Source organism: Salegentibacter sp., from assembly GCF_041642575.1.
Classification (GTDB): Bacteria; Bacteroidota; Bacteroidia; order Flavobacteriales; family Flavobacteriaceae; genus Salegentibacter.
On record NZ_JBEPWD010000007.1, the window covers coordinates 14372 to 26631 of the forward strand.

The 12260-nt window shown below is 40.7% G+C and carries 12 protein-coding genes and 1 tRNA gene; 3 read left to right on the forward strand and 10 right to left on the reverse strand.

Annotated elements, in window-relative coordinates; translation table 11 throughout:
• The 4 genes from ACESK1_RS02690 to gdhA form a co-directional block, all read right to left on the reverse strand.
• A partial coding sequence (locus ACESK1_RS02690; RefSeq protein WP_372917659.1) for a class I tRNA ligase family protein occupies positions 1-542 on the reverse strand: 542 nt, incomplete at its 3' end.
• Between the two features lie 110 nt (positions 543-652).
• Positions 653-3058, reverse strand: coding sequence for a TonB-dependent receptor domain-containing protein (locus tag ACESK1_RS02695; RefSeq protein ID WP_372917661.1), 2406 nt, complete (start codon positions 3056-3058; stop codon positions 653-655).
• Positions 3059-3778, reverse strand: a complete 720-nt coding sequence (gene recO / locus ACESK1_RS02700) for a DNA repair protein RecO (protein WP_372917663.1) — start codon at positions 3776-3778, stop codon at positions 3059-3061.
• A gap of 77 nt (positions 3779-3855) precedes the next feature.
• The gene (gene gdhA / locus ACESK1_RS02705) at positions 3856-5199 is read right to left on the reverse strand and encodes an NADP-specific glutamate dehydrogenase (RefSeq protein ID WP_372917665.1); all 1344 of its coding nucleotides are present in this window, start codon (positions 5197-5199) and stop codon (positions 3856-3858) included.
• Between the two features lie 203 nt (positions 5200-5402).
• Here gdhA and ACESK1_RS02710 point away from each other — a divergent pair, with 203 nt between their 5' ends.
• The gene (locus ACESK1_RS02710) at positions 5403-6182 is read left to right on the forward strand and encodes a glutamate dehydrogenase (RefSeq protein WP_372917667.1); all 780 of its coding nucleotides are present in this window, start codon (positions 5403-5405) and stop codon (positions 6180-6182) included.
• Here the strand turns inward: ACESK1_RS02710 and pncA are convergent.
• The 6 genes from pncA to rseP all read right to left on the reverse strand — a co-directional run bounded on the left by pncA (position 6175) and on the right by rseP (position 11122).
• On the reverse strand, positions 6175-6786 hold the full coding sequence (gene pncA / locus ACESK1_RS02715; RefSeq protein WP_372917669.1) for a bifunctional nicotinamidase/pyrazinamidase: 612 nt from the start codon (positions 6784-6786) through the stop codon (positions 6175-6177). The genes ACESK1_RS02710 and pncA overlap by 8 nt on opposite strands.
• A gap of 5 nt (positions 6787-6791) precedes the next feature.
• Positions 6792-8195: a nicotinate phosphoribosyltransferase gene (locus ACESK1_RS02720; RefSeq protein ID WP_372917671.1), complete on the reverse strand. Its 1404-nt coding sequence runs from the start codon at positions 8193-8195 to the stop codon at positions 6792-6794.
• A gap of 8 nt (positions 8196-8203) precedes the next feature.
• Positions 8204-8743 (reverse strand): macro domain-containing protein, encoded by a 540-nt coding sequence (locus ACESK1_RS02725; protein ID WP_372917673.1) that lies wholly within the window; start codon positions 8741-8743, stop codon positions 8204-8206.
• Between the two features lie 102 nt (positions 8744-8845).
• Positions 8846-9394 (reverse strand): hypothetical protein, encoded by a 549-nt coding sequence (locus ACESK1_RS02730; RefSeq protein WP_372917675.1) that lies wholly within the window; start codon positions 9392-9394, stop codon positions 8846-8848.
• Positions 9395-9633: 239 nt separating this feature from the next.
• Positions 9634-9707: transfer RNA gene (locus ACESK1_RS02735), tRNA-Asn, on the reverse strand.
• 98 nt (positions 9708-9805) lie between these two features.
• Entirely contained in the window at positions 9806-11122 is a 1317-nt protein-coding gene (gene rseP / locus ACESK1_RS02740; RefSeq protein WP_372917677.1) for an RIP metalloprotease RseP, read from the reverse strand.
• A gap of 157 nt (positions 11123-11279) precedes the next feature.
• On the opposite strand from rseP, the gene ACESK1_RS02745 reads away from it, so the two are divergent.
• On the forward strand, positions 11280-11954 hold the full coding sequence (locus ACESK1_RS02745; protein ID WP_372917679.1) for an SCO family protein: 675 nt from the start codon (positions 11280-11282) through the stop codon (positions 11952-11954).
• Between the two features lie 74 nt (positions 11955-12028).
• Positions 12029-12259 (forward strand): ferrous iron transport protein A, encoded by a 231-nt coding sequence (locus ACESK1_RS02750; RefSeq protein WP_372917681.1) that lies wholly within the window; start codon positions 12029-12031, stop codon positions 12257-12259.
• Position 12260: the final 1 nt, after the last annotated feature.

Below are 12260 nucleotides of genomic sequence, written 5' to 3' on the forward strand. Positions count from 1 at the left end.
TGAATGGTGTAGCCCTTGTAAAGCAGGTCTTTTTTATAGATTTCAGAAAGCAGCCACCAAACCGTTTCCATATATTTTGCTTTATAGGTCACATATGGATCTTCCATATCTACCCAATAGCCTATTTTTTCAGTAAGGTCGTTCCACACATCGGTGTAACGCATTACCGCATTTTTACAAGCATCATTGTATTTTTCAACAGAAATCTTAGTTCCAATATCTTCTTTGGTAATTCCCAGTTCTTTCTCCACCCCAAGTTCAACTGGAAGACCGTGTGTATCCCATCCGGCTTTTCGTTTAACCTGATACCCTTTCTGGGTTTTATATCGACAAAAAATATCCTTGATAGCACGAGCCATCACATGGTGTATCCCCGGCAGACCGTTTGCAGATGGTGGACCTTCAAAAAACACAAAAGGTTCCTTCCCCTCACGGGTGCTCACGCTCTTTTCAAATATATCGTTCTCCTTCCAGTAAGCCAGAATTTCCTCTGCTACTTTGGGTAAGTCAAGTCCTTTATATTCAGGGAACTTATTGATCATTTTATCGCAATTTCTAATGAAACGCGAAATTAATGAATTTTAGCAATATACCCGAACTGAATTAAGAAAAAGCGGGCTATATAATTCCCGTTTATTTAATTATTCTCAGCTTAAAAACTATATTTTAAGGCTATGATGAAATTTCTCCCCGGTGCAGCAATTCCGGAAGAATAAGTACGGTAACGTTCATCGGTGATATTTTCAAGAGAAACGGTGGCCAGCCAGCGCTCACTCATCTCATATTGTCCGCTAAGATTCATTGTATACCAGGAGGGGGAATAAGGATTTCCATTCTCATCTATTGCATAGAGATAGGCTTTCCCTTTCTCAGAAGGAGCCAGATCTTCATAATCGAATTGCCCGTTATATTCGGCATACACATCAATTTTTAACCGGTTTTTATGCCAGGTAAGGTGGGTATTCCCAAAAACCGGTGCCGCATGTCTCAAAGCTATCTTCGTTCCATCCTTTTGCTCTTCCTCTCCTTCAGTTATATTAATCTGGGAGCTTAATCGCAATGCTACGGAAATATTATAGGCGACCCCGGCTTCAAAGCCATAAACATGGGCTTCCGAAGCATTCTGAATAGCCTGCACCCGGCTAGGCTCGCCCTGGTATTCGATCTCGGTTTCTCCATCAAGCTGAAAATCTCTTCTCACCAAGGCATCTTCTAGCCGGGTATAAAAAGTAGCAAAGGAAAATTGAATGTTTTCTGATGGTGTCCAATCCAGACCAATTTCTCCATTATAAGCGTATTCAGGTTTCAAATCGGGATTGGGGACAACTACAGCCCCGGGTTCAGAATCGAATATTTTACCTATATCATCGATATTTGGCGATCTAAAAGCCGTAGAAAGATTTACCTTCCACCTGAAAAACCTGTTTTGCTTCCAGTTTATTCCCGCACTCCCGGTTAAAGCTCCGGTATTTATTGAAGCTTGAGAAAAGGGAAAATCGAAGAAACGATCGTCAAATTCAGCATCAACTAAAATATGGTTATAGCGCGCTCCCGACTGGAAGGTGAGATCTGAATTTATTTTCCATTGATAGGAAAGGTAGGCGGCAAGCGATTGCCAGGTTGAACCATCGGGATAACGGGACGCATTTTCCCGGTTAATTTCAGAAATAATATTGATCTGATCGGCGCTAGAATTTACAAGATTAAATACATATTCAGTTCCATAAAACAGCCGACTTTCTTCAAGGTCTTTTTCAAAATCCAGGTTGAAGGAATAGGCATCTACATTTTCTTTCGATCTAAAAAGGAGGTCTTCGTTGAAATCTCTGTTGTTACGGCTTTCCTCAAAAAACTGGTAGGCTGCCGTGAGCTGGGCCTTATCATAAAGCGCACCATTTCCTTTTTTGTTGATTTTGAAATTCCCCATAAACCAGGTTTGGGGGCCGTAATACCACTCGGCCGAGCGAAATTCTCCATTTCTTTTCTGGATCAACCGATCGTATCTCGGGAAATCTGAAGTAGTAGAATAAATTAATCCCAGATTGAAATCCCAGTCATTACCGGGCATATATTTTATCTTCTGCAGGAGGTTGATTTGTTCGTAGCCTGTGAATTTTTGAACACGATCATCTGAATTGGCAACTGCGATATCTCTCCCATCTTTTCTTATCACATAATCCGGCCGCAGGTATTCCTCAGGACCATTCGATCCCATTCTCAGGTCTTCAAAATCAGAATAAGTAATTCCGGTCAAAAATGCCCAATTTTCGCGTCCAATATTAAAATCGGCATGAATGGTCTTTTCATTATTCGCTGAGGCATAACGGGTGTAGGCATTCCCGGAAAATCCGGTTTTTCCTGCTGAAAATTTAGGGTTTAGCGTATAAAAATTCATAACTCCACCCACCGCATCACTTCCATAAACTACCGAACCTGGCCCAATGAGTACTTCGGTATTTTCTACTGCCAGCGGATCTACAGAGATCACGTTTTGCAGGTTCCCACTTCTGAAAATAGCCGTGTTCATGCGCACCCCATCTACGGTGATGAGTAAACGATTAGCGGAAAAACCACGAATCATTGGACTTCCACCACCCATCTGACTCTTCTGAACAAAAACCTGCCCACTGCTCTGTAACAAATCGGCAGAAGTTTGGGGTGAAAGCAACTGTATATCAGCAGGAGTTAAACTAACGATTTTCTGCGTGGTTTCATCTCTGGAGACTTCAAACCTCCCGGCTGAAAGGACAATTTGTTCCAACTGGTTTTCATCGCCTTCCAGGTAAACCCTGTTATTGTTAGAGCGAATTTCGGCTTTTGTAAATATGACCTCTGTATGTGCCATATGCTTAAAGGTTATTCTTTCCGAATCCTCAAACCTGGAGATATCGGCCTTGCCGTCCAGGTCTGTAATTGTAGATTTAGATTTATCGGAATTGAAAATAGCCACTCCCGGGATCGGTTCATTGCTTGTATACTCCAGCACTTGTATCTCCTGAGCATGAATGGCCAGACTAACTATAAAAAAAAGGAGAATTGCTCCTGCAAATTCGCGCATTTAACTGAAAATTTCATTGAAAACCGATAGCGACCTGGGTTTTTTAAAACCTTCTATATGCAATTCGTAATATAAAAGCAGCATATTCAGGAAATTTTTTCGGCTGGTTTGATTAAGTTTAACTCGGCTTAAGTCATCAAAATGCATGCCCAAAAACTGCCTCAAAATCGCTACATTTTCTCCTTCGATGCAGTATTCATTCATTTTTATTTTCAGAAAACTTCCCTCCAATAAATTAAAATAGGAAAGCTCTTGCTGCGGAACTTCCGGAGAAAAACCAAGATAACGGGATAACTTCAAAAGAAATAATAAATGGAAATTCCCTACTTGTTCTATTTGGTCCATGCGTATAAAACTTTCTTCCAAAAATTTATAAAGCTCACGGTTCTCCTCTTCTTCCTGGATAGAATTTCGCAAGACTTCAGAAAGGAACATAATAACTGCCGATTTTACTACATCGGTATGCAGACTTTGATAATGATGGGCCATCCTGACATCTTGTAAATACTCCATTGTTCCTTTGTCACGATGCTTAGCCACAATCTCAAGCTGAGTTAATGGCTGAAAAAAAGATGCCTTGAATTTTCCCTTCTTAGATTTTAAAACACCTTTCAACATATAAGTTTTAAGGCCATCACTAAAAGTATAAGCCTTTACAATGAGATCGGCTTCTCCGTACTTCATTGCACTAATTACAATAGCTTTGGTGGTAACCAGCATCTGGAATATTTTATTCGAAGATATAAAAAAAGCCGCTCCAGAGAGGAAGCGGCATTTTGTATTAAAATTATATTCAGTTAAACCACGCCCTGGGCAAGCATGGCATCGGCAACTTTCACGAAGCCGGCAATATTTGCACCTTTTACGTAATCAATATATCCATCTTTCTGCTTTCCGAATTCCACACAACGTTCATGAATTTCGTTCATAATTGCATGAAGTTTAGCATCTACTTCTTCCGCGGTCCAGCTATATCTCATAGAGTTTTGAGACATTTCAAGTCCTGAAGTAGCAACTCCACCCGCATTTGATGCTTTCCCCGGTGAGAAAAGAATCCTGGCATTCTGGAAGTGCTCTACAGCTTCTGGGGTACAAGGCATATTTGCACCTTCTCCCACACAGATACATCCGTTATCTACAAGCATTTTCGCATCTTCTTCATGGAGCTCATTTTGAGTAGCACAAGGTAGCGCCACATCACATTTCACTTCCCATGGTGTTTTTCCTTCAAAATATTTACCTGAAGCATATTCATCAACGTATTCACTGATGCGACCACGCTTCTCATTTTTGAGATTCATGATAAACTGAAGTTTCTCCATAGTAATACCATCTTTCTCATAAATATATCCTCCGGAATCTGACATGGAAAGCACTTTACCACCAAGCTGAAGTACTTTTTCAGCAGCGTATTGGGCAACATTCCCAGATCCTGAGATCACTACAGATTTACCTTTAAGGCTATCTCCTTTGGTTTGAAGCATGTTTTGTGCGAAGTACACATTTCCGTAACCGGTAGCCTCAGGGCGAATTAAAGAACCTCCATAAGAACGGCCTTTTCCGGTAAGGATTCCGGTGAATTCATTTTGAAGTCTTTTGTACTGTCCAAAAAGATAACCTACCTCTCTCGCTCCTACTCCAATATCCCCTGCAGGTACATCGGTATCGGCGCCTATGTGACGGGTTAACTCAGTCATGAAGCTTTGGCAAAAATGCATCACTTCATTATCAGATTTCCCTTTTGGGTCAAAATCTGATCCTCCTTTACCTCCACCCATTGGTAGAGTGGTTAAGCTGTTTTTAAATACCTGTTCAAAAGCAAGGAATTTAAGAATACTAAGGTTTACAGATGGATGAAAACGCAAGCCTCCTTTGTATGGCCCGATTGCAGAGTTCATCTGGATTCTAAATCCACGGTTTACCTGGATATCACCTTTATCATCCAGCCATGGCACTCTGAACATAATTACGCGTTCGGGTTCTACCATTCGTTCCAGAAGCATTTTATTCTGGTATTTTTCATTCTTTTCTATAAACGGAAGAACTGTTTCCGCCACTTCCCGAACCGCTTGCATGAATTCGGGTTCGTTCTGATTCCTTTTTGAGACTTTATCAAGAAAATCTTTTACATTTTGTTCCATAATTATATTGGTGCTAATAGATTTTACAAAAAAATTTGGGTTATCCCTTGCAAATATATGGGTTATTCAAAAAACAGTGTGTATTTTTTATCATTTCATATAATATTAACTTTTAAATTTAGAAAGGATATGACAGGTGTCATATCCCGAAAATTTGTTAATGTAGTTTTTATATATTTGCTAATACTACAATCCCGGGGTGCATGTACTATATCAGGATATTCTTAGTGTTCTTTTTTCTATTGGTACTGCAAAACACCAGGCTCCATGCTCAGTTTGGTATTTCTCATGAAATAGGAGTATTTGGCGGACCAGCCAACTTTTTAACCGATTACGGCGAAAGATGGAATTTACAGGCTAATGTAGCAAATGCCGGACTCGGCGTGGGTTTGCTGCATTTTATGAACCTGGCCTATTGTAACGAATGTAATTATCAAAGAACCGATTCCTGGTTAGCCAGTCATCTGCGATTGCGAAACGAACTCACCTGGCTTCGCTCCAATCTTGAGCATTATGGTCCTGTTGCCTCAAAAAATAACATAGGTGGACAGCTGCTTCGTGCGATGCATGGTAAGACCAATGTGCTGGAGGCAGGCACACTTCTGGAATATCATCCCTTGAGAATCAGAGATTTTACCAATTTTGGCTACTGGTTTTCCCCTTATGTTGGACTGGGAGCTCACTTCGTTACCTATAAACCCGATGCATACTCTGATCTTGGATCCCTGGAAAATCCCAAAAATGTTTTTCCTGCTTTTCGAGGCGGAATAAATCTTGACCGGGGCACCACTTATTCCATCGTTGGCGTTATGGGTGCCAGATACCGCCTGGGATGGCGTCACGATCTAATGTTTGAAGGCCGATGGCACTACTACGGCAATGACTGGGTAGACGGTTTAAACCACGATGTGGTCGCTAACAAATTTAATGATGTTGTTTTTTGGATAGGTGTAGGCTACGTGTACTACATAAATTTTAATTGATTATTTCATCTGAAGTAATGATCTTTCCGCCTTTTTCAAGAATATCTTTTTTAGCTTTTTCAAAATCATCCTGATCCAGGGCTCGGGTAGCATCTTCAATTAGCACGGCTTTAAAGCCTTCCTGCAAAGCATCCTTTACCGAAAAATAAACACAATATTCTGCAGCGAGACCACAGAAATAGAGTTCTTCAGCTCCTTTTTCTCTCAAGTATCCGGCAAGGCCGGTAGATTTTAAATGAGCATTATCATAGAATCCACTATAGCTGTCAATTTCGGGATCGGTTCCTTTTCTGAATATCGCTTCTATTTTGGCATTTTCCAGCTCAGGGTGAAATTCAGCTCCCTCAGAGTTCTGAACACAATGAACAGGCCAGAGAATCTGGTCTGTTCCGTTAAGGTCTATACTTTCAAACTCCTCTTTTCCAGGATGGCTTTCAGCAAAACTGGCATGCTCTTCAGGGTGCCAGTCCTGGGTGGCGATCACGAGGTCAAATTTATTCTGAAGTTTATTGATTAATGAAACGATCTCATCTCCCTGGGGCACCGCAAGTGCACCACCGGGAACAAAATCATTTTGCATATCTATAATCACTAAAGTTTTCATTGCGCTTATTTTTTAAATGAAGAGACCAATCGGTCCCGTTCTTCCTTGAGATTCTGGCTAATCCCGATCTTGTAAATATGTGGGTTATTAAACCGCTTATATTCCGTAGGTAGCTCCGAAATTCTTTTTTTGCTGTAATCGGCTATTTCTGTAAGACTTTTGAACTCCATCTTTATTTCACCGTCCTGCATAACCGGTTGCAATAATTTTTCCAGCTTCAGCCCGGTTAGCTCCATAGATTTGAAGGGTTCGAAGGGATGGAACATACGTTCTGGTCTTTCCTCTTCAGCTAGTGCAACTGCATCAGCGCCTATAGCCTCACCATTTTCATTTCTTACCCTGTAAACCTGTTTTTTATGCGGAAGGGTGATCTTTATAATACTTTCTGAAATTTTTATCCGGGGTTTTTCCGCAGAAAAAGTCAGCTTATAGACCCCATCCAGAGCACCATCGGGACTTCCGATAACCAGATTGGTACCTACTCCAAAAATATCAATAGGTGCTTCCTGTTCCAGCAAACTCTTTATCACAAATTCATCAAGCTGATTGGATGCAGCGATCTTAACATAATCAAGTCCGGCTTCATCCAACATCTTCCGGCTCTCTTTTGCGAGGTAGGCAAGGTCACCGCTATCCAGCCGAATAGCGAGCAATTTTTGCCCTCTTTCTTCCATTTCCTTTGCAACCTTGATGGCGTTTGGCACTCCGCTTTTTAAAGTATCGTAAGTATCTACCAGCAGCACACAATTTTTTGGCCTGCCTTCAGCAAAATCTCTGAAAGCCGAGATTTCGTCATCGTAGCTCTGAATAAAGGAATGTGCCATAGTTCCCGAAACCGGGATATCAAAATCCCGACCGGCGAGCACGTTGCTTGTTCCATTGAAACCTCCAACCACTGCGGCCCTGCTGGCATAGTACCCACCGGCACCCTGGGCCCTGCGAAGACCAAAATCGAGCAACGTACGTTCACCTGCAACCAGTCGAATGCGGTTAGCCTTAGTGGCAATAAGGGTTTGAAAATTCAGGAAATTAAGTAAAAGGGTTTCTATGATCTGAGCTTCAACGATACTCGCTTCCACCTGCAAAACAGGACGGGTGGGAAAAACCACATCCCCTTCCCGGACCGAATAAATATTTCCGTTGAACTTAAATCCTTTAAGATAATCGAGGAATTCCCTGTCGAAATCCTGGGTTTTCAGGTACTCGATATCCTCATCAGAAAATTTAAGTTCATCTATAATTTTTAAAACATCCTGGAGCCCGGCGAAAATAGCGTAGCCACCCTTAAATGGATTTTTTCTGAAGAAATAGTCGAAGACGGCAATATCGTTTTTATGACCTTGTTTAAAATATACCTGCGCCATAGAGAGCTGGTAAAGGTCGGTATAGGTGGCTGTAAAATCGAGCATGGAAAAGCTTATTTATTTTCGCTTAGATCCCTGAAAACCGACTCATAGATCTTCAGGTCGCCTTCGCTGTGAAGTACAAATTTAAGTTTTTGCAGATGCTTTAGCCGGGGAACCTCAGCCAAAATTGTATTAAAAGTAATTTCGGTAGCTTCTTTTATCGGATAGCCAAAGGCGCCGGTGGAAAGGGCCGGAAATGCGATACTGCTGATTTTATTTTCTTCGGCGAGATTCAGGGCATTCCTGTAACAGTTGGCCAGAAGTTTATCTTCAGGTTTATCACTACCATAAACAGGGCCCAGACAATGAATTACATATTGATTAGGCAATTTATAGGCTTTTGTGATCACGGCCTCGCCGGGCTTAATGGGTGCCAGAGGTTTACACTCCTCGTAAAGTTGAGGGCCTGCCGTACGATGGATTGCACCGGCAACTCCACCGCCAATAGCAAGTTCAGCGTTGGCTGCATTCACTACGGTATCTATACCGTCCTGAGCAGCAATATCTCCTTTTGAGATTTCAATTTCTACCTGTTTGTACATTGTTTTCATAACTGAAAATTTTAAACAGAAGTTACGAAATCTTTCAGGAAGATTAAGGAAAGTTATCCGTAGAGAAAATTCTTAGACTTACAGGATCTTAACTAACAGCCTTTAAAAGATTCTGTAGCCAAATGCCAGACCAAATGTAGGAGAAAAAGCAGTACTATTGGTATCAAAATCCCTGACAAAACCTAGTCCAATGTGGGTGTTGAAAATAAAATTACCGCCTAAACTTCTTTGAATTCCCCAGTGCACTTCGGTAAGCATTGCCGGGTTGAATGTATTACTCCCACCTCTTCCGAAAGAATATTTAGTTTGCAATGCAACAAAATTTCCCGAGTTATTCAGGGTTATTTTCTCCTTTTCAATTCGCTTATTGATGTTATATACAAATTTGAGTTTGGATTTGAAGAAGGGAACAGGCCTTGTTATATCCAGGGTGTAGCTGGCACTGTTGTTTTCTGCGCTCATTCCCATTCCTGCACCAATAGCATTTTCCCAAACAAATTTATTTGAAATTGGCAAGTCATATCCAAAACTTAACCCATGGAATCCCAATTCAATTTTCCCGAAGTTATCCAGGTTATCATTCTTTTTTTCTTGAGCATTTGCGTTAAAACCTAAAGTGGCCAGGAGAATAACGAGAAGTGTCTTTTTCATATTAGATGGGCTAGCAAAATTTAAGGGCTTATACTGACTATCAATAGGTAGTCAAAACCTGAAAATGTTACAGTTTCCCTCGAGTTTTATTGATATGAGATTGAAGAAAAAACAGATGAAGTTAGGAATCAGCTAATTAGGATTAATCATTCAGGCTTGATCCGTATATACACTATACATGATCGCTAAATAATAAAAACAAAAAAGCCTTACATCTCTGTAAGGCTTTCTGTGAGTTGCTCCTCCTCTTGGGCTCGAACCAAGGACCCTCTGATTAACAGTCAGATGCTCTAACCAACTGAGCTAAGGAGGAGTGTGTTACTCTTTTGCGGTTGCAAATATAAACCAAAATTTAAATCACAACAAAACAAAGTATAACTTTTTTCAGGTAATTTTTTCAGACCTGGATTACTATTCAAATAACCAGCGATATACGTCGTTCCCGTTGGCATAAAGCACCAGGGCAATCAGTATAAAGAAGCCTACCATCTGGGCAACTTCCATAAATTTATCGTTGGGTTTTCTACCGGTTACCATTTCGTAAAGCAGAAACACAACGTGCCCGCCATCCAGAGCTGGAATGGGTAGAATATTCATAAAAGCAAGGATTATGGAAATCAAGGCTGTGGTGTACCAGAAGCCCTGCCAATTCCAGGTATCGGGGAACAATCCGCCAATGGCTCCAAATCCTCCAAGCTGGCTGGCTCCTTTAGAGGTGAATACGTATTTAAACTGGTATACATAATCCCTTAAGGTCCAGTAGCCGTAATCAAAACCTTCTTTGATACTCTCTGCGAGACCGTATTTTTGGTTTTTGATTTCAAAGTTTGATTGAGGCGTAATCCCGAATTTTCCTTCTTCATCAGGAGTAACCATCACGCTCTTAATTTCGTCATCCCGTTTAAAAACAACTTCTAATTCTTTACCTTTATTTTCATTAGCAATAGGCGCTAATTCATGCCAGTAACCAATTTCCTGTTCGTTTATGGAAATCAGGCTATCTCCCTTTTTTAATCCGGCAATTCCTGCAGGATCTTCGGTGAGTACACTATCCAGGATAGGTCTTTGAATTGGGATAAAGGGTTGCATTATTCCCTTTTCCCACATACTTTCTCCAATATTTTCGGGAATGTTAATGGTTTCCTGTTCCCCGTTTTGATGTAAAACGGTGATAGAATTTACATCCCGCATAAAGAGGTGCTTATTAACATCTATGCTATTCTGAAAATCTTTGCCATTAACCTGTAGAATCCGGTCTCCGTCTTCAAAACCATACTCCTTAAATTCATCTACTACGGCAAAGCCTTCAGGCATCTCTTCAGCTCCAACGTAGTTCTCTCCCCACACGAACATTATCATGATAAAGATGAGAAAACCAAGCACTAAGTTCACTGTAACTCCGCCAAGCATGATGATCAATCTTTGCCATGCCGGTTTACTTCTGAATTCCCAGGGCTCAGGTGGTTTTTCCATCTGTTCTTTGTCCATGCTCTCGTCTATCATTCCTGATATCTTCACATAACCCCCAAGCGGTAACCATCCAATTCCGTATTCGGTACCGCCTATCTTCTTCTTAAAAAGGGCGAATTTCACATCAAAGAACAGGAAGAACTTTTCTACCCTGGTTTTGAATATTTTGGCGGGGATAAAATGCCCCAGTTCATGCAGCACAATAAGTAAGGACAGGCTTAACAGAAGTTGTATCGCCTTAACTAAAAATGGATCCATTCTTTACTCTTCAAATTAAAAATCGCACAAAAGTAACCTTTTAAAAACTCCTAAAAAAGTTAATCTCAAACAGCAGGAAATGATTTTCTGAAATTTTAATCTCAGGAATGCGACTAATTGACCGCCAGCGATTAATTTTGCATTCAATCCTGAAAATATGATCCAGTTTTTTGCCAAATTCAAAACCTTAGCCATAGTCCTGGCTATACTTTCTGTAATTATCATTTATGCAATTTATACCCTTCTGAAACCGGAGGAACGCCTCCCCGTTTTTCAGCCTGATATGGTGAATGCTGAATTGGTTGACACTACAGTGCAACACATTAGAAAATATCATACAATCGGGGAATTTGAATTGATTAATCAAAACGGCGATACCATCACCCAGGATTTTTACCAGGATAAGATATATGTGGCCGATTTCTTCTTTACCACCTGTCTCACCATTTGCCCCGTAATGACCGATCATATGCTGAAAATACAGGAAGAAATAAAAGATGATTCTGAAGTTTTATTGCTTTCTCACACGGTTTTTCCTAAAACCGATTCTGTGCCGGTGCTTAAAAAATACGCTGAAGAAAAAGGGGTGATAGATTCCAAATGGAACCTGGTTACGGGCGATAAAAAACATATTTACGAACTCGCCCGAAAGTCCTATCTCGCCTCAAAATCTGATGGTGATGGCGGGCCGTATGATATGATCCATACTGAAAATTTTGTGTTGGTAGACAAGAAACAACGAATTCGTGGATTTTACGACGGAACAGATCCCGAAGCTATAGACGAATTAATGAATGACATCAAGGTATTAAAGGCAGAATACACCGATTAAGTTTTTAATGTTCAAACTTTTCTGCTCGTTTATTTTGCATTACTTTTGTCTTGTTTAAAATCAATCTAAATAAAGTGAAGCTAAGCCTGGCTCAATTAAGATGCGGACAACGCGGGGTTATTAAGGACTTTTCTACTGAAGATGTTCCACTTAAACTGTTGGAGATGGGGTGTCTCCCCGGCAATGAAGTTGAGGTCTTACAAACTGCACCTTTCATGGACCCTATGTATCTTAATATTAACGGCAGCCACCTGGCGATCAGAAAAGAGACTGCTTTACTTATAGAAATAGAGCTTATCGATTAAT

What these genes read in the sequence shown, in the direction of transcription:
- ACESK1_RS02695 (WP_372917661.1), bottom strand. Translation starts at nt 3,058, where the DNA reads ATGCGCGAATTTGCAGGAGCAATTCTCCTTTTTTTTATAGTTAGTCTG.
- recO (WP_372917663.1), bottom strand. Translation starts at nt 3,778, where the DNA reads ATGCTGGTTACCACCAAAGCTATTGTAATTAGTGCAATGAAGTACGGA.
- gdhA (WP_372917665.1), bottom strand. Translation starts at nt 5,199, where the DNA reads ATGGAACAAAATGTAAAAGATTTTCTTGATAAAGTCTCAAAAAGGAAT.
- ACESK1_RS02710 (WP_372917667.1), top strand. Translation starts at nt 5,403, where the DNA reads ATGTACTATATCAGGATATTCTTAGTGTTCTTTTTTCTATTGGTACTG.
- pncA (WP_372917669.1), bottom strand. Translation starts at nt 6,786, where the DNA reads ATGAAAACTTTAGTGATTATAGATATGCAAAATGATTTTGTTCCCGGT.
- ACESK1_RS02720 (WP_372917671.1), bottom strand. Translation starts at nt 8,195, where the DNA reads ATGCTCGATTTTACAGCCACCTATACCGACCTTTACCAGCTCTCTATG.
- ACESK1_RS02725 (WP_372917673.1), bottom strand. Translation starts at nt 8,743, where the DNA reads ATGAAAACAATGTACAAACAGGTAGAAATTGAAATCTCAAAAGGAGAT.
- ACESK1_RS02730 (WP_372917675.1), bottom strand. Translation starts at nt 9,394, where the DNA reads ATGAAAAAGACACTTCTCGTTATTCTCCTGGCCACTTTAGGTTTTAAC.
- rseP (WP_372917677.1), bottom strand. Translation starts at nt 11,122, where the DNA reads ATGGATCCATTTTTAGTTAAGGCGATACAACTTCTGTTAAGCCTGTCC.
- ACESK1_RS02745 (WP_372917679.1), top strand. Translation starts at nt 11,280, where the DNA reads ATGATCCAGTTTTTTGCCAAATTCAAAACCTTAGCCATAGTCCTGGCT.